17 protein-coding genes and 4 tRNA genes are annotated in these 23,033 nt (G+C 39.3%); 2 read left to right on the top strand and 19 right to left on the bottom strand.

The genetic code is table 11. The annotated features are described in order from the left end of the window. Window positions 1-39: 39 nt before the first annotated feature. From rpoB to NNJ73_RS05785, 11 genes are all read right to left on the bottom strand, one after another. Window positions 40-4,191: a DNA-directed RNA polymerase subunit beta gene (gene rpoB, locus NNJ73_RS05835; protein ID WP_254493098.1), complete on the bottom strand. Its 4,152-nt coding sequence runs from the start codon at window positions 4,189-4,191 to the stop codon at window positions 40-42. Window positions 4,192-4,478: 287 nt separating this feature from the next. Next, window positions 4,479-4,850 (bottom strand): 50S ribosomal protein L7/L12, encoded by a 372-nt coding sequence (gene rplL / locus NNJ73_RS05830; RefSeq protein WP_012231477.1) that lies wholly within the window; start codon window positions 4,848-4,850, stop codon window positions 4,479-4,481. Window positions 4,851-4,949: 99 nt separating this feature from the next. Continuing rightward, window positions 4,950-5,468 (bottom strand): 50S ribosomal protein L10, encoded by a 519-nt coding sequence (rplJ, locus tag NNJ73_RS05825; protein ID WP_254493096.1) that lies wholly within the window; start codon window positions 5,466-5,468, stop codon window positions 4,950-4,952. A 359-nt stretch (window positions 5,469-5,827) separates the two neighbouring features. Continuing rightward, on the bottom strand, window positions 5,828-6,532 hold the full coding sequence (gene rplA / locus NNJ73_RS05820; protein ID WP_254493094.1) for a 50S ribosomal protein L1: 705 nt from the start codon (window positions 6,530-6,532) through the stop codon (window positions 5,828-5,830). Window positions 6,533-6,536: 4 nt separating this feature from the next. Then, window positions 6,537-6,965: a 50S ribosomal protein L11 gene (gene rplK / locus NNJ73_RS05815; RefSeq protein WP_012231471.1), complete on the bottom strand. Its 429-nt coding sequence runs from the start codon at window positions 6,963-6,965 to the stop codon at window positions 6,537-6,539. A 149-nt stretch (window positions 6,966-7,114) separates the two neighbouring features. Continuing rightward, entirely contained in the window at window positions 7,115-7,645 is a 531-nt protein-coding gene (gene nusG / locus NNJ73_RS05810) for a transcription termination/antitermination protein NusG (RefSeq protein WP_005773664.1), read from the bottom strand. A 20-nt stretch (window positions 7,646-7,665) separates the two neighbouring features. Further along, complete coding sequence (secE, locus tag NNJ73_RS05805) at window positions 7,666-7,878, bottom strand: preprotein translocase subunit SecE (RefSeq protein ID WP_005773665.1); 213 nt, start codon at window positions 7,876-7,878, stop codon at window positions 7,666-7,668. Between the two features lie 235 nt (window positions 7,879-8,113). Then, window positions 8,114-8,189: transfer RNA gene (locus NNJ73_RS05800), tRNA-Trp, on the bottom strand. Between the two features lie 47 nt (window positions 8,190-8,236). After that, window positions 8,237-9,412 carry an elongation factor Tu gene (gene tuf / locus NNJ73_RS05795; RefSeq protein WP_254493093.1) on the bottom strand — a complete coding sequence of 392 codons (1,176 nt, stop codon included), beginning with the start codon at window positions 9,410-9,412 and terminating at the stop codon, window positions 8,237-8,239. A gap of 181 nt (window positions 9,413-9,593) precedes the next feature. Further along, window positions 9,594-9,667: transfer RNA gene (locus NNJ73_RS05790), tRNA-Gly, on the bottom strand. 31 nt (window positions 9,668-9,698) lie between these two features. Then, window positions 9,699-9,782 (bottom strand) — tRNA-Tyr (locus NNJ73_RS05785). A 205-nt stretch (window positions 9,783-9,987) separates the two neighbouring features. On the opposite strand from NNJ73_RS05785, the gene NNJ73_RS05780 reads away from it, so the two are divergent. Further along, window positions 9,988-10,818, top strand: coding sequence for an RNA methyltransferase (locus NNJ73_RS05780; protein WP_254493091.1), 831 nt, complete (start codon window positions 9,988-9,990; stop codon window positions 10,816-10,818). On the opposite strand, the gene NNJ73_RS05775 is transcribed toward NNJ73_RS05780, so the two are convergent. The 6 genes from NNJ73_RS05775 to NNJ73_RS05750 all read right to left on the bottom strand — a co-directional run bounded on the left by NNJ73_RS05775 (window position 10,808) and on the right by NNJ73_RS05750 (window position 17,242). Next, window positions 10,808-11,542 (bottom strand): rhomboid family intramembrane serine protease, encoded by a 735-nt coding sequence (locus tag NNJ73_RS05775; protein WP_254493237.1) that lies wholly within the window; start codon window positions 11,540-11,542, stop codon window positions 10,808-10,810. The genes NNJ73_RS05780 and NNJ73_RS05775 overlap by 11 nt on opposite strands. 1,313 nt (window positions 11,543-12,855) lie before the next feature. Then, complete coding sequence (locus NNJ73_RS05770; protein WP_254493235.1) at window positions 12,856-13,281, bottom strand: DUF2155 domain-containing protein; 426 nt, start codon at window positions 13,279-13,281, stop codon at window positions 12,856-12,858. Between the two features lie 88 nt (window positions 13,282-13,369). Next, entirely contained in the window at window positions 13,370-13,768 is a 399-nt protein-coding gene (locus NNJ73_RS05765) for an NADH:ubiquinone oxidoreductase subunit NDUFA12 (RefSeq protein ID WP_254493089.1), read from the bottom strand. 181 nt (window positions 13,769-13,949) lie between these two features. Next, a complete protein-coding gene (gene gatB, locus NNJ73_RS05760) occupies window positions 13,950-15,449 on the bottom strand; it encodes an Asp-tRNA(Asn)/Glu-tRNA(Gln) amidotransferase subunit GatB (protein WP_254493087.1) in 1,500 nt (499 codons plus the stop codon). Window positions 15,450-15,575: 126 nt separating this feature from the next. Then, window positions 15,576-17,021, bottom strand: a complete 1,446-nt coding sequence (tig, locus tag NNJ73_RS05755; protein WP_254493086.1) for a trigger factor — start codon at window positions 17,019-17,021, stop codon at window positions 15,576-15,578. 138 nt (window positions 17,022-17,159) lie between these two features. Further along, a tRNA-Leu gene (locus NNJ73_RS05750) sits at window positions 17,160-17,242 on the bottom strand. Between the two features lie 169 nt (window positions 17,243-17,411). Between NNJ73_RS05750 and trmFO the strand changes: the two genes are divergently transcribed. Further along, window positions 17,412-18,824, top strand: coding sequence for a methylenetetrahydrofolate--tRNA-(uracil(54)-C(5))-methyltransferase (FADH(2)-oxidizing) TrmFO (trmFO, locus tag NNJ73_RS05745; protein WP_254493084.1), 1,413 nt, complete (start codon window positions 17,412-17,414; stop codon window positions 18,822-18,824). A gap of 1,144 nt (window positions 18,825-19,968) precedes the next feature. Here trmFO and NNJ73_RS05740 read toward each other — a convergent pair. Both NNJ73_RS05740 and lon read right to left on the bottom strand, forming a co-directional pair. Then, complete coding sequence (locus tag NNJ73_RS05740; protein ID WP_254493082.1) at window positions 19,969-20,247, bottom strand: HU family DNA-binding protein; 279 nt, start codon at window positions 20,245-20,247, stop codon at window positions 19,969-19,971. Between the two features lie 232 nt (window positions 20,248-20,479). Beyond that, window positions 20,480-22,906 (bottom strand): endopeptidase La, encoded by a 2,427-nt coding sequence (lon, locus tag NNJ73_RS05735; protein ID WP_254493081.1) that lies wholly within the window; start codon window positions 22,904-22,906, stop codon window positions 20,480-20,482. Window positions 22,907-23,033 lie beyond the last annotated feature (127 nt).

Below are 23,033 nucleotides of genomic sequence, written 5' to 3'. Positions count from 1 at the left end.
GTAATCAGAGCGCAACCTTTTTCTCGTGCGCTCCTTGGATTATTGTTCTGCCGTATCAGATAACACACGCTGTGCAATAAGTTCACGCGCATCATCAAGTTCTACATTGAGAGCAAGTGAACGCATTTCTTTCACCAACACATTAAAGCTCTCAGGGATACCGGCTTCAAATGTATCATCACCACGCACAATCGCTTCATAGACTTTCGTCCGACCAGCGACATCATCCGATTTTACTGTCAACATCTCCTGCAAAGTATATGCAGCACCATAAGCTTCAAGAGCCCAAACCTCCATTTCACCAAAACGTTGACCACCAAACTGTGCCTTACCTCCTAATGGTTGCTGCGTAACAAGTGAGTAGGGACCAATAGAACGTGCATGAATCTTATCATCAACAAGGTGATGCAATTTCAACATGTAAATATACCCCACCGTTACTGGACGATCAAAGGGCTCTCCCGTACGACCATCATAAAGCGTAACCTGCCCTGAACTATCCAATCCTGCATCTTCCAGCATCATGTTGATATCAGACTCATGAGCTCCATCAAAAACAGGCGTTGCAATTGAAACCCCTTTCTTCATCTGAAGTGCCAATTTGTAAAGACTTTCGTTATCATACTGACGCACAGGTTCATTATGATTATCATCAGGCATAAGATTTTCAATACGTTGACGTAAAGGAAGTATATCTCCTGTCTCTTGATATAATTCTAATAAATCACCAATCTTTTTGCCCATCCCCGCACATGCCCAACCAAGGTGCGTCTCAAGAATTTGCCCAACATTCATACGACTAGGCACACCAAGGGGATTTAAGACGATGTCAGCATGCGTTCCATCTTCAAGAAATGGCATATCTTCTACAGGTAGAATACGTGATACAACACCCTTATTCCCGTGACGTCCCGCCATCTTATCACCTGGTTGGATTTTGCGCTTCACAGCCACAAAAACCTTTACCATTTTCATGACACCAGGAGGCATTTCATCACCTCTTTGGACCTTTTCAACTTTATCCATAAAGCGACGTTGTAATGCTTCTTTTGATTCATCATATTGCTTGCGCAAAGCTTCAATTTCATTTTGAAGCTTTTCATCCTCAACTGCAAATTGCCACCACTGCGAACGTGGATAACGCCCCATTACCGTACTATCAAGCTTTTTGCTCTCCGAAAAGCCTTTCGGACCTTCTACAGCGACTTTACCTGTTAACATATCGGTAAGACGCGCATAAACATTGCGATCAAGAATCGACTGTTCATCATCACGGTCTTTTGCTAAACGCTCAATTTCTTCACGTTCAATGGCCATAGCACGCTCATCTTTTTCCACTCCATGGCGATTAAAAACGCGAACCTCAACGACAGTACCAAACGTCCCAGGAGGCATACGCATAGAAGTGTCGCGAACATCTGATGCTTTTTCACCAAAAATTGCACGCAGAAGCTTTTCTTCTGGCGTCATGGGACTTTCACCCTTTGGTGTAATCTTTCCAACCAAAATATCACCCGGTTGAACTTCAGCACCAATATAAATAATGCCAGCTTCGTCAAGATTCCTTAAGGCTTCTTCCGCAACGTTGGGAATATCGCGGGTAATTTCCTCAGGCCCAAGTTTTGTATCACGTGCTGCAACTTCAAATTCCTCAATATGAATTGAAGTAAACACATCATCCGCAACAATGCGCTCAGATAACAAAATGGAATCTTCATAGTTGTATCCATTCCAAGGCATAAAGGCGACAAGAACATTCCGCCCAAGAGCCAAATCACCCAGATCCGTGGATGGACCATCCGCAATGATATCACCCTTCTCTACCCGATCACCAACATGCACAAGAGGGCGCTGATTAATACAAGTGGACTGATTAGAACGCTGAAATTTTTGTAAACGGTAAATATCAACGCCCGATTTTGAAGGATCTAAATCTTCTGTTGCACGAATAACAATACGGGTCGCATCCACTTGATCAACAATACCACTCCGTTTTGCGCTGACCGCAGCTCCTGAATCGCGTGCAACAACGGATTCCATGCCAGTCCCAACAAATGGCGCTTCAGCGCGCACAAGAGGCACTGCCTGACGCTGCATGTTCGATCCCATAAGCGCACGATTCGCATCATCATTTTCTAAAAACGGAATAAGTGCGGCTGCGACTGAAACCAACTGTTTTGGTGAAACATCCATCAAATCAACATGATCGCGCGGTGCCATTAAAACTTCACCAGCATGACGACAAACAACAAACTCTTCTATAAAACGACCTTCACTATCTAATGAAGAATTCGCTTGAGCAACATAATGCTTTGCTTCTTCCATCGCTGAAAGATAAATAACTTCTTTGGTGACTTTACCGTCAATAATTTTACGATATGGACTTTCAATAAAGCCATATTTGTTAACCCGAGCAAATGTTGCTAAGGAGTTAATGAGACCAATATTGGGGCCTTCTGGTGTTTCAATCGGACAAATACGACCATAATGCGTAGGATGGACGTCACGAACTTCAAAACCCGCACGCTCACGAGTCAATCCCCCTGGACCAAGAGCAGAAAGACGGCGCTTATGGGTGATTTCCGACAATGGATTGGTTTGATCCATAAATTGCGACAATTGTGAAGATCCAAAAAATTCACGAACGGCTGCTGCTGCAGGTTTTGCATTGATTAAATCCTGCGGCATCACTGTATCAATTTCAACCGATGACATACGTTCTTTTATCGCGCGCTCCATACGAAGGAGACCAATGCGATATTGATTTTCCATCAACTCCCCAACGGAGCGAACACGACGATTGCCAAGATTATCAATATCATCGATTTCACCACGACCATCACGCAACTCAACCAACATCTTAACAACAGCAAGAATATCCTCTTGACGTAAAACGCGGACGGTATCTGGACAATCAAGATCCATACGCAAATTCATCTTAACACGTCCAACAGCTGAAAGATCATAACGCTCTGGATCAAAAAACAATGAATGAAACATTGCTTCTGCTGTATCGATTGTGGGAGGCTCTCCTGGACGCATTACTCGGTAAATATCAAATAATGCATCCTGTCGACTTTCATTTTTATCCACCTTTAAAGTATTGCGGATATAGGCACCAATGTTCATGTGATCAATATCAAGGATATTAATTTGATCAGCACTAACATCAAGCAAAATTTTTAATACTTTTTCGTCAATTTCATCGCCCGCTTCAAGGTAAATCTCACCTGTTTCATAATTGACGATATCTTCAGCAAGATAACACCCTAATAAATCATCTTCACTAACTTTAACCGCCTTGAGGCCTTTTTCTGCCAAAGACTTCGCAGTACGAACTGTCAGTTTTTTACCAGCTTCCGCAACAACTTCACCACTCTTTGCATCTATAAGGTCAGAAATGAGCTTCATTCCTTTAAAGCGATCAACAGAATAAGGAACACGCCATCCTTCTCCATCACGCTCATAAGTCACTTTATCGTAAAACGTCGATAAAATATCTGAGGCATCCATACCTAATGCCATTAACAGACTGGTAACAGGTATCTTGCGCCGCCGATCAATACGCGCATAAATGATGTCCTTAGCATCGAATTCAATATCCAGCCAAGAACCACGATACGGAATAACACGAGCAGCAAAAAGAAGTTTTCCTGATGAATGAGACTTGCCCTTATCATGATCAAAAAAGACACCAGGAGAACGATGCATCTGAGAAACAATAACGCGCTCCGTACCATTAACAATAAAGGTACCATTGGCCGTCATTAAAGGCATATCGCCCATATAAACGCCCTGCTCTTTAATGTCTTTGATATCTTTGGAGCCAGTATCCTCATCAACATCAAAAACAATCAAACGTAATATCACCTTCAATGGGGCTGCATAAGTTAAATCACGTTGACGACATTCTTCAACATCAAATTTCGGTAAATCAAATTCATAACCAACAAACTCAAGCATAGCTGTACCGGAAAAATCGGAAATAGGAAATACCGATTTAAAAACAGCTTGCAAGCCTTCATCTGGTCGTCCACCTTTCGGTTCCTCAACCATGAGAAACTGATCATATGACGCTTTTTGAACCTCAATAAGATTCGGCATCTCTGCTACTTCAGGAATCTTACCAAAAAATTTGCGTACCCGCTTACGACCATTGAATTGAGACATCATTGCGTGAGTCTGAGCCATCATCGCTCCTTGATCCTTACTCTTCAAGGTAGACCAACCTTGAAAGCCTTACATCATTAACCTGCATATGCAGACCAGTTCACCTGACACCCAATAATGAGCATCGTTGACTTTCCCCACCAAGACAAGCCTTTCATTGACTTGACTCTATGATAAGGGATGAGTAGCCAAACCCTATACCCACTATTGCGATTAGACCGTTGGTAAAAGGTTTTTTTACTCATTACTTTTCCTCTTTTTAGAGAAAGAAAATCGGCGAACATAAATGTCCGCCGATAAAATTAAATTTATTTAAGTTCAACTTTAGCACCAGCTGCCTCAAGTTGAGATTTAATTTTCTCTGCTTCTTCTTTAGAAGCCCCTTCTTTAATAGGCTTAGGGGCTCCTTCAACCAGATCTTTCGCTTCTTTAAGACCAAGTCCAGTAAGGGCACGAACTTCTTTAATAACATTAATTTTTTGCGCGCCACCTTCAACAAGAATAACATCAAATTCTGTTTTTTCTTCAGCAGCTGGAGCAGCAGCACCAGCAACAGCAGCGACGGCTACAGGAGCAGCAGCCGAAACACCCCACTTTTCTTCAAGTAACTTAGAAAGCTCAGCAGCTTCCAAAAGAGTTAGATTAGAAAGGTCTTCTACGATCTTCGCTAGATCAGCCATTTTTAAATTCCTTTAATTAAAAGATTTGAACCATTATTAAAACTTATTCAAAAAAACAGAAAAACATGAAAGCTTTTCCATCAACGTGAATAAACAGCCTTAAGCCGCCTTATCCTCCTGAGCATATGCGCCAATGACACGTGCAACCTGACCGCCAGGTGCATTAACAACCTGTGCAATACGGGTTGCAGGAGTAGAAATCATACCTACAAGTTTTGCCCGCAACTCGTTTAATGAAGGCAACGAAGCCAATGACTTCACAGCATCTATAGTTAAACTTGTTGCACCCATTGAACCGCCAAGGATGACAAATTTGTCATTGCTTTTTGCAAAATCAACAGCAACCTTTGGTGCTGTGATTGGATCTTCTGAATAAGCAATAAGTGTTTGTCCTGTAAACAAACCCATTATCGATTCAGATTCCGTGCCCTGAAGAGCGATTTTAGCAAGACGGTTTTTGGCGACTTTGACGGCACCGCCAGCTTCACCCATTTTCGAACGCAAATCGTTCATCTGTGAAACTGTCAGACCGGAATAATGTGCAACAACAACAGAACCAGACTTTTGAAAAGCCTCGTTAAGCCATGTAACAAATTCGCGTTTTTCCGCTCTATTCACTGTCTCTCTCCATTTAACAGATTTATTTTAAAACAAACCTGTTGGTTACCTTTGATAACATAAAATATTTCATGTCACCGACGAGGATCCTGTCCCCTTTTTCACGCACAGCATTCAAAGGCAACCTTGGCTCAAACCCTTTAAGTCTTTTAACTCTCAGTTTTTACCCCAGTCTCATGCAGGTTTTTTTTGATTAAGATACTTTAAATAGTATCACCTACAATCTCGGACAGGATATTCCGGAATTTCTTCCGGTATAACCTAAGCCCTATAAAGCTTAGATGGCTAAATGCCGGATAAAACCGACACTTAAAATATAATTTTGATCGTCACTTACCTCAAAAAAATTACAAATCAGCTTATACTGACTCTGAACGAACCGTCGCTGGATCAACTTTAACACCAACCCCCATCGTTGAAGAAACAGCAACGCGTTTAATATACTCACCTTTTGCACCTTGCGGTTTCGCTTTAATAACTGCACTTGCAAAGGCTTTAATATTTTCTACGATTTTTTCAACGCCAAAAGAAGCCTTCCCAATACCAGCATGCACAATCCCTGCTTTTTCAACACGAAACTCGACAGCACCACCTTTAGAAGCCTTGACAGCACCAGCAACATCAAGTGTTACAGTCCCAACTTTTGGATTTGGCATCAAACTGCGTGGACCAAGAATCTTACCAAGACGACCAACAAGAGGCATCATGTCTGGTGTTGCAATACAACGATCAAAGTCAATCACCCCCCTATTAATGCTTTCAAACAAATCTTCAGCCCCCACAACATCCGCTCCTGCTGCCTTAGCTTCCTCAGCCTTATCTCCACGAGCAAAAACGGCAACACGAATATTTCGTCCCGTCCCATTAGGCAAATGAGCAACACCTCGAACCATCTGATCAGCATGACGAGGATCAACACCCAAGTTCATTGAAATTTCAATTGTTTCATCAAACTTAGCTACGGCACGCTCCTTGACCATTGAAACAGCGTCTTTTAAAGCGTAAAGTTCATTAAACTCAATATCTTTTCGGATATTTTTTATTCTCTTTGCTACTTTTGCCATAATATTAGCCCACCACTTCTAAGCCCATCGAGCGTGCAGAACCCTCAACCATACGCATTGCCGCCTCAATGTCATTCGCATTAAGATCTTTCATCTTTGATTCCGCAATCGAACGAATTTTATCGCGAGAGATACTTCCTACAGACACCTTACCAGGCTCTTTTGAACCAGATTTCAGTTGTGCCTCCTTCTTTAAAAAGAACGATACAGGAGGTGTCTTAAGAGAAAACGTGAAAGACTTATCTTGGTAATACGTAATAACAACTGGAATCGGTGCTCCCTTTTCCATTTCTTGTGTTGCTGCATTAAACGCCTTACAAAATTCCATGATATTAATACCACGTTGCCCAAGAGCCGGACCAATCGGTGGAGATGGAGTAGCAGCCCCTGCAGGAACCTGCAACTTGAGCTGACCTATACTTTTTTTTGCCATAATAATCTGCCTTCAATTTCACTGGTATGCTAACAATTTATCTTGCTCGCTACCCGCTGCAGTCATGTGGTTCGGATCATTAAGCCGACAAAAGCCGTAAATCACCTCCCACTCCTTCCTTAAAGTAATTAAAATCACTCTAAGTTTAATCAGAGTTTTTCAACCTGACCAAATTCCAAATCAACAGGCGTAGGACGCCCAAAAATGAGCACTTCAACCTTAAGACGAGAGCGCTCTTCTTCAACCTCTTGAACAATTCCATTAAACGAAACAAAAGGACCATCAGCAACGCGAACTTGCTCTCCAACCTCAAACAATACAGAAGACTTTGGCGATTCAACTCCTTCCTGAACTTGTTTGAGAATTTGCTCCACCTCTCGATCAGAAATGGGAACAGGACGTGCATCCGATCCTAAAAAACCTGTCACTTTAGGCGTATTCTTAATAAGATGATAAACCTCATCTGTTAATTCAGCGCGAACAAGAACATAACCAGGAAAAAATTTTCGTTCAGTATCAACTTTGCGTCCTCGACGAACTTCTACGACACGCTCCGTTGGAACAAAAATCTTTTCAAACAGATGGTCAAGCCCTTTTTGCTTTGCCTCCTTATCAATAGCTTCCGCTACTTTCTTTTCAAAATTTGAATATGCCTGAACAATATACCAACGAGCCGCCACAGTCATACTTCCTTACATTCTCAACCAAAAAGATATTTCAGAAGATCAATAACCCGCCAAACACCAAAATGCATAACCTGATCCACAATAAAAAAGAAAGCCGAAGCTAATGCCGTTACCAACAAAACCATAACAGTAGAGATAACCGTCTCGCGACGCGTAGGCCACTTTACTTTGACTGTTTCTGCATAAACTTGCTTCAAAAAGGCAATTGGGTTGGTTTTAGATGCCATCGTCACACTATACTCTCTCTCGCCCTATTATACTTCTATTATACTTCTTTTAGTACTATTGTGTTTTATTCAACAAAACAAACACGAAAAAAATGCAAAAGCCACCTTTTAGACTGATGCAATTCTTTACTTTCTATTCAATAGCGTTTCACACACAAAAAAACAAGCCCTAGATAAAAAAAAGCGAAAAAGACAGTAAGATCCGCTCCCCCATATCTAAAATTCTGTTCTCCTTTGGCAGGGGCAGCAGGACTTGAACCCGCGACCTGCGGTTTTGGAGACCGCCGCTCTACCAACTGAGCTATACCCCTAACTCTCAAAACTAAAACACCTTTAGTAGCCTTTCAACAAGCATTATTTATTCAATGATCTTAGAGACGATACCGGCACCAACAGTACGACCACCTTCACGAATAGCAAAACGAAGCTTCTCTTCCATTGCTATCGGCACAATCAGTGACACATCCATCGCAATATTATCACCGGGCATAACCATTTCTGTTCCTTCTGGAAGCGTAACAATACCTGTAACATCCGTCGTACGGAAGTAAAACTGTGGACGATAATTCGTGAAAAAAGGTGTATGACGACCCCCTTCATCTTTCGTCAAAATGTAAGCCTCGGCTTTAAAACGTGTATGCGGGGTAACCGACCCAGGCTTCGCCAATACCTGACCACGCTCAATCCCTTCACGATCAACACCACGAAGCAGCGCGCCAATATTATCACCAGCTTGACCTTGATCTAAAAGCTTGCGGAACATTTCAACACCCGTCACCGTCGTCTTAGATGTTGGACGAATACCGATAATCTCAATTTCCTCGCCAACTTTAATAATACCACGCTCAACACGACCCGTAACAACCGTTCCACGTCCCGATATCGAAAATACATCTTCTATCGGCATCAAGAATGGTTGATCAACAGGACGTTCAGGGGTTGGAATATAATTATCAACCTCACTCATCAAAAGACGAACCGCATCTTCACCAATGCTTTTATCCTTGTCCTCAAGGGCAGCTAACGCAGAACCCTTTACAATTGGCACATCATCACCTGGAAAATCATATTTGGATAAAAGTTCCCGAACCTCAAGCTCTACAAGATCCAAAAGCTCTGTGTCATCAACCTGATCAACTTTATTAAGAAAAACAACAATCGCCGGAACACCAACCTGACGGGCAAGCAAAATATGCTCACGTGTCTGAGGCATTGGACCATCAGCCGCAGAAACAACCAGAATAGCACCATCCATCTGCGCTGCCCCTGTGATCATGTTTTTCACATAATCCGCGTGTCCGGGGCAATCAACGTGAGCATAGTGACGATTTTCCGTTTCATACTCAACGTGTGCTGTAGAAATGGTAATACCACGGGCACGCTCTTCTGGTGCTGCATCAATTTGATCATATGCTTTAAACTCACCAAAAAATTTCGTAATCGCTGCTGTCAATGAAGTCTTCCCATGATCAACGTGACCAATCGTACCAATATTAACATGCGGTTTCGTTCGTTCAAATTTGCTCTTCGCCATCGCTATTAATCTCTTGTTTTATTCTCTATCTTTGTTAGCACCTAGAAAAAGGCCTGCAGAACTGAATTCAACTGGACCGTACTCCAGCCCAATCACTACAACTCTTAGACGGAAAATCCCGCCCACTTTAATAATGGAATCCCTTCCATTATACCTACTTGCCTAATCATCAACAACTATTTGGAGCGGGTAGCGGGAATCGAACCCGCGTATTCAGCTTGGAAGGCTGCTGCTCTACCATTGAGCTATACCCGCTTGACCCACGTACTAACTCTCCTTCGATGAATGGTGGAGGGGGTTGGATTCGAACCAACGTAGCATACGCAACGGATTTACAGTCCGCCCCCTTTAACCACTCGGGCACCCCTCCATTACACCGGCAAAGTCGCGCGATGAGGCATCACGACAATCATCTCGAACACCCATTCAATTCAATCTGATTGCGAAGTGGTTATGACGATTACGATTGTATCTGTCAACAGAATAAATACAGTTCTGTACAAATTTCCTGCTCATAATGTTAAATCATAGATTTTTTCTAGCTATTTTTCTTATTAAAAAGTTATAAAGGAGTTATGAAAGAAAAAACATCACAAAATTCTCATTATGCTCGTTTACGTCGCCGATATCGCGATACAAAAGGCTTTCTTTCTCGATCTTCTACACATCTGAAGAAGGAAGCCGCTTCTTTACCGCAAGGAATAATCCATCTTTATGGCATTCATTCCGTCCAGGCTGCTTTAAAAAACCCAAAAAGAACTTTTAAATGTCTTTACGTTACACAAAATGCCTTAAAACGATTAAATATATCCGAATCAGATTATCCTTGTCCTGTTACATTATGTACCCCCAAATATCTTGATTCGCTCGTTGGAAGTGAAGCCGTTCATCAAGGAATTGTTTTGGAAACTTCTCCTCTTAAACCATGCAAACTATCGGAACTCACCAATACTGATCTGGTCATTGTCATGGATCAAATTACTGATCCACATAATGTTGGCGCTATTATGCGCTCTGCTGTTGCATTTAAAGCTACGGCACTTATTACCACTTGCCGTCATTCTCCCCAAGAAAGCGGTGTCCTTGCGAAAGCAGCATCAGGGGCTTTGGAAATGATTCATTATATTACCGTACGAAATCTCTCTGAAACTCTTCAAGAACTCCATCAAACAGGGTTTACAAGCTTTGGCCTCGATTCAGCAGGGGGTCAACCTCTAGAAACAACATTAACAGGGAATAAAATTGCCCTTGTTTTAGGTGCAGAAGGGAAAGGCTTACGGAAAAAAACACGCGAAACCGTTTGCACTTTAGCACGTCTTGATATGCCCGGAAATATTAAATCATTAAATGTTTCAAATGCAGCAACGATAGCACTTTATGTGACACATAAATATCTTAGATTCTAGTCTTTATTTTTTGTGAAACATCAAAAAAGCCAACTAACAAAAAACCCATAAGAAACCCGCCAATATGTGCTTCCCATGCTATTGAAATACCATTTTCTTCAAACAGAATGGAAGAGATACCTATGATAAAATCAGCCGCCAGCCATACACTTATGTAAATAAGTACGCTCTTGGAACAAAGGGCTTTTTTGATAGATAATAAAGTCCCCAAAGGTTTTTCATGCTGCGCATTGACACCTAAACCGTTGGGAAATCCGTAACGTGCAATAGCCCCCATCATTCCAGATACAGCACCTGACGCCCCAACAAGTGATATGACACTTTCTTGATGAAATGTAAAATAAGTCAAAACAGCAATGACTGCCGTTAACACCCAAAAAATTAAAAAACGCAAAACACCAAAATGCCTTACTAAAGGAGAGCCAAAAATCAAAAGCCAAACCATATTAAGAGTCACATGTTTAAAACTACCATGCACAAATGAATAACTCACCATAGTATAAAAAAATGCGATAGGATCCCTCTTAAACAATGCTGGTGTAAATGAAAAAAACTCTAGACTTTTAATATAAAGCTGATGAGAAAAAAAATACTGAGGAATGCAATAAAGACACAAACAAAATACGATCAAGACAACAATAATCAATGGAACATTCAATAAAGATTCTTTAGGTTCTCTCGGCAATCGGGAAACATTCTTATATTGATGACCAGAAACTTTCATTGGATAAAATCTCTTATTCTTTAGAAATAACTGGTTACTCTTTACAAAAAATAAAGATAGCACTCCTAGTGATACAGAATCTTTTAACGCCTCTTTAAGATTCCTTTTTAAATTTTCAATAACTCACAGTAAAAACCACTTGTCTTTTATACAAAAGATTTTAAAAAGCATGGATATCAAAAATACGATTTTAAAAATGAGTGATATTCTGCTTATTAAAATGTAAAGTTTATCATACCGTATATAAGAGCTTATAAATAAACAAACTGACTTATGAATCACTCTATCATAAAAATATCAAATATATAAATGTTGCTTTTTACTAGAAATATACCAATTTTGCATTTTTTTAATCACACTATACTTTAATTGAAACTCTAAATAATCTTAAACCTCTATTGTTTTAACAACCGAGCATGAATTGCTACTACTCTTTGAATGAAAAAATCTCCATGTGCATAAAGGCCTACCAAAACATTTGTTTTCTCTCAATATCATCATTGGTATTTCATAAATTACGCATTTGACAGTCTGTATTCTCACAAAGGCAATATTTTGATTTATAAGGATAATTTAATTTTATTTATATTGAGTTAAACCTCTCAATATCGTAGGATTTTCTCAATCCAAACTTAGTTTATATTGACCATTCGCTTACACGTTACAAGCGGGAAGAGTTGTGGTGATAAAAACAGTACAAGAGAGGAATAAAAATGCCTCTTATCAAGAGTCTCAAGTGCCAAAAATGTCAAGCAATATTGGGGACCGACCTAAGTATGTGATAGTATCTGCTTGCTCCTTCACAAACATAAAGATGAGGATACTTTATGGATTTATCATTATACCGCTTACAAACGCCGTCACAAAATGGATGTGAGCAGTCTTAAGAGGAGTTCTCTAAAACAAGCCCGTAAAATATGCAATATAATGACGTTCTGTTCTTCATGAGGGAGATGACCTTATTAAATGCTAGAGAGTCAGTTCATCTCCTGAACAATATAAACAAACCTTTCATTTCCACCTCTAACAGATATAACTTAAGAAGTGTTTCCTATGGAATACTCGCAAAAACAATACGTTGATTCGTATAATGCATCCTTGGATTTAAACGATTTATGAGAAAAACTTCATTCCTTTCTTAAACAGTCTTATCCACACGTCCGCCGCTTATAACGAATAAGGCAATCGTTTTGATCTTTCCAATATAAGAAAGTTTACAATGAGAAAATCATAAAAATTCAAACCTCTCATTCAAATTTTAAAATGATAAACCATCCTTACAAATCAATGTATTACAAATAAATAACACATGATTACTGAAGAGGTAGGTTTTGAGAACTCTGCTTACAATCTTTTAACCACACATCATAAATAGGATGCTCAACAGCGTTCAAACCAGGACTATCTGCAAACATCCATCCTGTAAAAATACGCCGTATTTTTTTATCTAATGTTATTTCATTGACTTCAACAAAACCTGTTGTACGCGTTGGTTCATCTTTAGAGCTCGTATAACAAGCACGAGGTGTTACCTGTAATGCACCGTACTGATAAACTTCACCAAGAGAAACTTCAAAACGTGTCGTTCGCCCCGTGATTTTATCAAGACCTGCAAAAACAGCAATTCCATTGCTAATACGTTCAGCGCGCGCCCCACTATTTAAGGATAAAAACATTAAAATTCCCATTAAAAAAATATATATAAAATGCCTCACCCCTAACAATAAAAAAAACCTCATCATATCAAAACCAATCGCACCTTAAAAATAACTCTTGTTATAACGTAGAGCCAAATAAGACAAAAATACACGCGCCCATTAAAACATTTTATTTTTTAGGTGACCACGCATCATAATCTTTACGTACACAAGGATGCTCATCATTGTAAGGAATAGCCCCCTTTGGTCGATAGGCCTCTCTTGTTCCTGTCATATTTGCAACGTGAGGCTTTTCCCATTCATAGGGATGATAATCCTCCTGTGTCGGTGGACGCTCACAGCGATGATGAATCCAGCCATGCCAACCTGGTGGAATAGTAGAAGGCTCAGAATAGTCTTTATAAATAACCCAACGGTGCGGATAACCATCCTTATGAAGCCCCCCTTCATAATATATATTCCCAAATTGATCTTCCCCTATCCGCTTACCTTTGCGCCATGTAAAAAAACGCGTACCAACGGTATTACCATCCCACCAAGTAAAGATTTGCTTAAAAAAACGAGCCATTTTCTATTCCATTTCTTCAGTATGCTCATGAAATCAATCGCTGGAATAAATTTGTTAATGCTTGAAATTACCGAAAAAGTTGCTGGTAAATTCAGACACAACTCCAATTGATAGGATAACTTTTCATCCCTTAATTTCGAGAAGATATCATATTTATAAATTCTTCTCCACCCTATAAAATTTAATCTATGCCAAGTTTCATCTTAACTAATTCATTAACAGTTTGAGGATTTGCCTTGCCGCCTGTTGCTTTCATGACCTGTCCAACGAACCACCCTGCTAAAGCAGGCTTTTGCTTTGCTTGCGCAACTTTATCAGAATTATTGGCAACGATCTCATCAACAGCTCTTTCAATAGCCTTTGTATCTGTTACCTGCTTCATATTGCGCTCTTCTACAATTTCGCGTGGATCTCCCCCCTCATTCCAAACAATCTCAAAAAGATCTTTAGCTATTTTTCCAGAAATAACGCCTTCTTTTATAAGATCAATAATGCTTCCCAATTGATTTGGCGATACTGGTGACTCTTCAATTTCACGATTATCTTTATTTAAAGCCCCTAAAAGATCATTTATCACCCAATTGGCAACTATTTTTCCATCACGCCCATACGCTACTTCTTCAAAATAATCAGCAATAGCTTTTTCTGTCACAAGAATGGAAGCATCATACACTGTCAATCCCATTTCCTTAACAAAACGTGCTTTTATAGCGTCAGGCAATTCTGGTAAATCCGCTGCCAAAGCATCCACAAATGCTTGATCAAATTCTAATGGTAAAAGATCAGGATCAGGGAAATAACGATAGTCATGCGCTTCTTCCTTTGAGCGCATAGAGCGGGTTTCACCTTTAGTGGCATCAAAAAGCCGAGTTTCTTGCTCTATGACGCCTCCATCTTCTAAAATTGCGATCTGACGACGCGCTTCATACTCAATCGCTTGACCAATAAAGCGTATAGAATTAACGTTTTTGATTTCACAACGCGTTCCAAAAGCTTCACCAGGACGACGAACCGATACATTGACATCTGCACGCATAGACCCTTCATCCATATTGCCATCGCAGGTCCCTAAATAACGAACAATCGTACGCAATTTTGTCATATAAGCTTTGGCTTCATCTGATGAGCGCATATCAGGTTTGGAAACTATCTCCATAAGCGCAACACCAGAGCGATTAAGATCCACAAAAGACATCGTCGGATGTTGATCATGCATCGATTTTCCAGCGTCCTGTTCAAGATGTAATCTTTCAATTCCGACTTCGATATCCTCAAATTGTCCATTTGAATCTGGACCAACAGATATGATAATCTTTCCCTCTCCTACAATGGGATAGCGAAACTGAGAAATCTGATATCCCTGCGGTAAATCTGGATAAAAATAATTCTTACGATCAAAAACAGATTTTAAATTAATACGCGCTTTTAATCCCAAACCTGTCCGAACTGCTTGACGAACACATTCTTGATTAAGAACAGGCAACATCCCTGGCATAGCCGCATCAATAAGAGATACATGATTGTTCGGCTCTGCACCAAATTTGGTTGATGCACCTGAAAAAAGTTTTGAATTTGATATGATTTGCGCATGAACCTCCATGCCAATAATGACTTCCCAATCACCTGTAATGCCAGAAATAAAACGCTTAGAATCAGGAGTACGCGTATCCATGATGCTCATTGCCAATCCACTACCAATATTTTAAAACATATGTCATGGTTTATTTCAAACCACTCACAGTACAAGCTTAGAATATAACATCACAACAAACCTGACCCCATCAGGCTTGTTTTGTTTGCCGAAATATTAAGCTTTTTTAGGAGCCTTTTTCTTAGCCGATGTTTTCTCTGCAGACTTCTCTTTCACTGCAGATTTTTCTTTCGCAGCAGATTTTTTCTTTGCCGGCTTTTCCTCAGAGACATCTAACTCGTCATATTCTTTCATTAATTCTTCAATCGTCACTTCTTTATCTGTGACTTTTATCTGTGCTAACAAATGATCAATGACTTTTTCTTCAAAAATCGGAGCACGTAGATTTTCAACAGCTTCCGGAGTCTTACGGAAAAAGTCCATAATCTCTTTTTCTTGGCCAGGATATTGACGAACTTGCTCAAAAACAGCTGCTTTTAGCTCATCCTCACTAACTTTAACACCAACCTTCATTCCAATTTCAGAAAGCACCAAACCAAGACGGACGCGACGTTGCGCAAGGACACGATATTCCTCCCGCGCCTTTTCTTCTGTAACACCCTCGTCCTCAAAACTACGCCCAGCCTTTTTCAAATCATCATTAACCTGAGCCCATATATTATTGAATTCAATTTCTAAAAGTCCTTCAGGAATCTCAAAATTATAATCAGCATCTAGAGCATCAAGAATTTGACGCTTAACTTTTTGACGTGTCATTGAACCATATTGACTTTCAATCTGTCCACGAACAACCTCGCGCAAGCGGTCTAGAGATTCTAAGCCGACCTTTTTCGCCGCCTCATCATCAATTTTTAATTCATCTGGTCTAAAGACAGCTTTGACAGTAATGTCAAACTCTGCTTCCCGTCCTGCTAAATGTGTTGCACCGTAATTATCTGGGAATTTAACAGAAATCGTTTTTGCATCTCCAGCTTTTACACCAACCAACTGCTCTTCAAAACCAGGAATAAATTGTTTTGATCCAAGAATCAGTTGTGCATCATTATCGGCCCCACCTTCAAATGGAACCCCCTCAAGCTTACCTAGATAATCTATGGTAATACGATCACCTTCTTCGGAAGATCCCTCTTTTAGGGAATAATTACGCGTAGAAGAAAGGACGCGATTGACTTGCTCATCAATATCCTTTTCAGGAATAGCTGCAATTTCACGAATAACTTCAATATGTTCAAAGGCTTTAATTTCAATTTTTGGCAAAACTTCATACTTTAAACTAAAAGTAAAATCGGCTTTTCCATCTAGAATTTTCTCATCTTCATCTATATCAATTTTCGGTTGCATCGCTGGGCGTTCATTGCGGTCCGCTAAAACAGAACGTGGTGCATCAGCGAGTATCTCATTGAGAATCTCTGCCATGAAAGATTTACCATACATTTTTCGCAAATGCCCACCGGGCACTTTACCAGGGCGAAAACCATTAAGCTTGATTTTACCCTTGGTATCATCCAATCGTTCATTCAACTTTTCTTCTAAATCTTTCGCTGGAACCACGATCTTAATTTCGCGCTTCAGTCCTTCATTAAGCGTCTCGGTAACCTGCATTAAACACCTTCATTTTTCTAAGGAGAGGGATAACCCCTCTCTAATCATCATTACTTACATTCTAACACTTCAAGTGTTACCTTACTATGAAGCGGAATTCCAGACACGTAGAAATCCGTAGCACTTAAGGGATTGCTTTGGTGCGGATGGAGGGACTCGAACCCCCACGGTTTCCCGCCAGAACCTAAATCTGGTGCGTCTACCAATTTCGCCACATCCGCTCAAACTTAGCAAGCTAATAACCTTATACAAGCGGCGTTTCTATATCATTAATTATAGAAAAAAAGCAAACAAATATATTAAAAAAAACTCAATACACGTCTTTCTTACAAAGAACAAAAACAAAATCTATGCTTTTCATACACGGCGACTTACGCTAATAAGTCGACTATGTTAAAGACATTTGATACTCCAATTCATATTATCGGTGGCGGTCTTGCAGGATGTGAAGCAAGCTGGCAAATCGCTCAATCAGGAATTCCTGTTATTTTGCATGAAATGCGTCCCCAAAAAAAATCAGATGCTCATAAAACCGATAAATTGGCAGAACTGGTCTGTTCAAATTCCCTTCGTTCTGATGATTCATCAACAAACGCCGTAGGGCTTTTACACGCTGAAATGCGATTAGCAAAATCGTTAATTATGAAAGCAGCTGATGCCAACAAAGTCCCCGCGGGGAGTGCTCTTGCTGTTGACCGCGATGGATTTTCAAAAACCGTGACATCAGCCCTTGAAAACCATCCGCTTGTAACAATCAAACGCGAAGAAATTCAAGAGATTCCTAAAGATTGGAAACATGTTGTCATTGCAACGGGGCCCCTTACCTCACCTGCACTTGCTCAAGAGTTACAAGCAATAACCGGTATAAAAGCCCTTTCTTTTTATGATGCTATTGCACCTATTATCCATACCGATAGTATTAATATGAACATTTGTTGGTATCAATCGCGCTATGATAAAATTGGTCCTGAGGGAACAGGGAAAGATTATCTTAATTGTCCCCTTAATAAGGAACAATATGAAACATTCGTTGAAGCACTAAAAAATGCAGAGAAAACAGAGTTTCGTGACTTTGAAAAAATACCCTATTTTGATGGTTGCCTCCCCATTGAAATTATGGCTGAGCGCGGACTTGAAACTTTAAGACACGGTCCTATGAAACCTATGGGCTTAACCAATGTCCATAATCCCACCGTTAAACCCTATGCTGTCGTTCAATTACGCCAAGATAATAAACTCGGAACGCTTTACAATATGGTTGGCTTTCAAACAAAACTAAAATATGGAGAACAAGTTCGCATTTTTAGAATGATTCCCGGTCTTGAAAAAGCAGAATTTGCACGTCTTGGTGGTCTTCACCGCAATACCTATCTCAATTCTCCGATCATTCTTGATCAAACCCTTCGTTTAAAACAAAAAAAACAACTACGCTTTGCAGGGCAAATTACCGGATGTGAAGGCTATGTAGAATCAGCCGCTATAGGACTTCTTGCCGGACGTTTTGCCGCTGCCGAATATCATCATAATTGCCCTTGTATCCCCCCACAAACCACGGCATTCGGAGCTCTTTTAAATCATATTACGGGGGGGCACATTATAGATGAAAAAGCAGAAAAAACGTCTTTTCAGCCAATGAATATCAATTTTGGACTCTTTCCCCCTATTGCTTCTCTTAAACACTCAGGAAAAGGCTTGCCAAGTAAAGAAAAAAAATTAGCAAAAAAACAAGTTATAACAGCAAGGGCTCTCAATGATTGTATTCAGTGGTTAATGGATGAAGAATCAAAAAGCTCCTGTTTATAAAAAATACATGATTCGCCTCTCATCTACTGAAAAATTTCTATGACTGTCGTGAAAAAATCATTCTAAACCCTTGTTAAAATACTCTCTCAATCAATAGAGGCTGCTTTACACTTCATCGTTTATTTAACAATGTAGGAGTAAAGTATTTTGTGTCTATAGAAAAAAATACTGTTATACACAATTTAATATATTTTAACGATAAAAATGAAATAAAAAAATAAATATATTATAATATAAAAAAATTAAATAATACTTTAGTTTTTATTACTATTAATATTTTTATACTATATATTATTTAATCATAAGATTTTTTAATTCCTTAATATTTATGACGGTCTCTTATTTTTAATTTTTGTATTATGAAAAAAATATTCTCTTGCATATCAGAAGTGAAATAAAGATATGAACCTAAAATATTTAAGACAGAGCTGAATATATCTCTTCCATCTCAAATGACACAAAAAATCGCAATATTGAAATGACGAAGCCGCTTTATAAAGTCACAATGCATTATAATTCATCATAACAATTTATGTCTTTCTATAGTGAATGAGAAACTTAAATATCGTAAAATTCTTTTATTTCAGACTCTCTTATAGTCAATCAATAAAGGTGATTTGCTTAATTAGTTAAGCACTGGGCTCACACAAGCGAAGTTAGTGTTGTAAATTAAGAGAATTATTAAAAAAGGAATAAAACTATCCTTTATGCACCCGCCTCAAATGCCGCGAGCTGATCGAACCATTATAAAAACTAAGAAAATAATATGGTGGCATCAATATGCACTTCTATTAAGCAAAAAAGGTGGTTTAGTAGGTTTTACACATTTCACAGCATTTTTTTTGTTTTATATTTATAACTACTACTGTTTTTGAATAAAAACTTTAGCCCTTCCACATAACAAAAGTTAACGTCATACTTCATAAGCTATGTAATGCCCCATTATTAAAATGGAATATTTATTGAAACGGCTAAAAATATATATACTTCACGCCTATGGCATTTTATGCAATTCATGAAATGAGAAAAATGGTACGAAGACTCAAAATTTTTATATGAAAAACGTGTATAATATCCCTGTCTAAAAAATACCTGTAAAAAAACCCGCTTATAAATAAATCGGGTTTTTTTAATGTTGTTTAAATTATTTTTTATTAACTGCTTCTTTAAGGCTTTTTCCTGCAGAAAATTTGGGTACAGAACGTGCTGGAATATCGATTTCAGCGCCGGTTGAAGGATTACGCCCCTTTGTCGCAGCACGATGAGAAACTTCAAAAGTGCCAAAACCTGGAAGACGCACATCTCCCCCTGAAGCCAAAGCTTCTGTTACAGAAGCCATAAAAGCATCAACAACAGCACCAGCTTGCACTTTCGAAACACCTGCCTTTTCAGCAACGAAACTAACCAATTCACTTTTATTCATGAGATATTTCCTTTCCCTATATTAGCTGACAACATGACTTACTCATGTTATTGGTCAGTTTATTGAAAAGTACAGCAAACAGAAATCTTATTTTTATCCAAAACATTGTTTTTTTAGCAATAATCACAGTTATTCACGGAATTTTTCACTTTTTTTAAACAAAAAACAAAATAATAACCGCGACACCACCTTCTGTCCTTCAAAAAATGCCGCTATAAATGAAATGAGTGAATCAGTGGGCAATCTGTATTCCTTCACTATCGCTGTTCTCTGACCGAATAGGGACAGCCACTGTAGAAGGTTCTTTCCACTCAATAGTGTCAGGAAAACGAACCAAAGCATGTTTCAAAACTTCACTCACATGATTTACCGGAATAATTTCCATGTTATTTTTGACATCATCAGGAATATCAACCAAATCTTTTGCGTTTTCTTCAGGAATAAGTACTTTTTTTATCCCTCCTCGAAGTGCAGCTAAGAGTTTCTCTTTTAATCCACCAATTGGTAAAACACGTCCACGTAAAGTAATTTCACCAGTCATGGCTATATCTTTATGTACAGCAATCCCTGTAAGGACCGAAACAATTGCTGTCACCATAGCAATCCCAGCAGAAGGACCATCTTTCGGTGTTGCCCCCTCCGGAACATGAACATGGATATCGCGTTTTTCAAAAAGTGGAGGTTCAATCCCAAAATCAACAGCACGAGAACGTACATAAGATGCTGCCGCGGAAATAGACTCTTTCATAATATCACGCAAATTTCCAGTTACAGTCATCTTGCCTTTGCCGGGCATCATCACACCTTCAATGGTCAATAACTCTCCACCCACTTCCGTCCACGCAAGGCCTGTCACAACACCAATGTGATTTTCTCCTTCAATCTGATTATAGTGATAGCGTTTAACACCCAAGAAATCATTGAGATTACTTTCTGTAACTTTTACAGATTTTTGATGCGTTTTGAGAATTTTTGTAACAGATTTACGGGCAATTTTCATGAGTTCACGTTCAAGATTACGAACACCTGCTTCACGTGTGTAAAACTGAATAATCGATCTTAGTGCTCCATCAGAAATGCTGAGTTCTTTTTTAGACAAACAGTGGTCTTTGAGTGCCTTTGGTAAAAGATGCTGCTTAACAATTTCCATTTTTTCACATTCAGTATAACCAGCAATACGAATAATTTCCATTCGATCCATTAACGGACCTGGAATATTAAGCGTATTGGCAGTTGTGATAAACATGACATCAGAAAGATCATATTCAACTTCCAAATAGTGGTCAATGAATGTACCATTTTGTTCAGGATCAAGAACTTCTAATAAAGCAGAGGAAGGATCTCCACGAAAATCTTGTCCCATTTTATCAATTTCATCAAGTAAGAAAAGCGGGTTAGATTTTTTTGCTTTTTTCATAGACTGGATAATTTTTCCAGGCATCGAACCAATATAGGTGCGGCGATGTCCACGAATTTCCGCTTCATCCCGTACACCTCCCAATGAGATACGAACATATTCACGCCCCGTTGCTTTTGCAATAGAGCGCGCTAATGATGTTTTTCCAACACCCGGAGGACCTAACAAACAAATAATGGGACCTTTTATCTTTGACGCACGACTTTGTACAGCCAAATACTCAATAATTCTCTCCTTAACTTTTTCAAGACCGAAATGTTCATTATTCATGACCTTTTCTGCAAAATCTAAATTGTTTTTAATCTTAGATTTTTTACCCCAAGGCATTGCTAATAACCAATCAAGATAGTTACGGACAACTGTCGCTTCCGCAGACATAGGAGACATATTCCGTAATTTTCTCAATTCTGCTCCAGCTTTTTCCTGTGCTTCCTTGGAAAGTTTTGTACTCTTAATACGGTCTTCTAGTTCAGAGAGCTCATCGCGACTATCATCTCCTGCTCCTAACTCTTTTTGAATAGCCTTCATTTGCTCATTGAGATAATATTCCCGTTGGTTTTTTTCCATTTGCCGTTTAACGTGCGAACGAATACGTTTTTCAACCTGCAAAACAGAAATTTCTCCTTCCATGAAAGACAGAACACGTTCAAGACGAGCTCGTACAGGTAAGAGCTCTAATATTTCCTGCTTTTCTGCAAGTTTAATCATTAAATGAGAGGCAATCGTATCAGCAAGCTTAGAAGGATTATCAATCTGGCCAATCGCATTGACAACTTCAGGAGAGATTTTTTTATTAAGCTTTACATAGTTTTCAAAATAAGCAATCACCGACCTTGAAAGAGCTTCAATCTCAACATCACTCTCTCTAGGTTCTTCTGTAACAGCTGCAAAAGCCTGATGATAACCATCACTTAAAGAAAATTGACTAATTTTTGCACGTGCAGTCCCTTCAACCAAAACCTTTACAGTGCCATCAGGAAGCTTTAAAAGTTGGAGAATATTCGCAAATGTACCAATATGATAAATATCTTCTGACTTTGGATCATCGTCAGACGCATTTTTTTGTGTCACTAAGAGTATTTGCTTATCAACCGCCATTGTTTCTTCAAGAGCACGAATTGATTTTTCGCGGCCCACAAAAAGTGGAACAATCATATGGGGGAAGACAACAATATCGCGAAGAGGTAAAACAGCATAAACACCATCTCTCACTTCATCTGTCTTTTCATCAATATATTGCATAACTCTCCTTTCTGGAGCCTATGAGCTATCTACAACACCAAGCCCACCCTTAGAAAACCTCAGCTCTCCACAATACATGAAGTGGTAATTGCTAACACATAAATCAAGCATTATAACGATATTATTA

The organism is Bartonella sp. B1099 (assembly GCF_944801835.1).
Lineage (GTDB): Bacteria > Pseudomonadota > Alphaproteobacteria > Rhizobiales > Rhizobiaceae > Bartonella.
The sequence above is the reverse complement of the archived record's forward strand: the minus strand, read 5'-3'. Positions and strand labels throughout refer to the sequence as shown.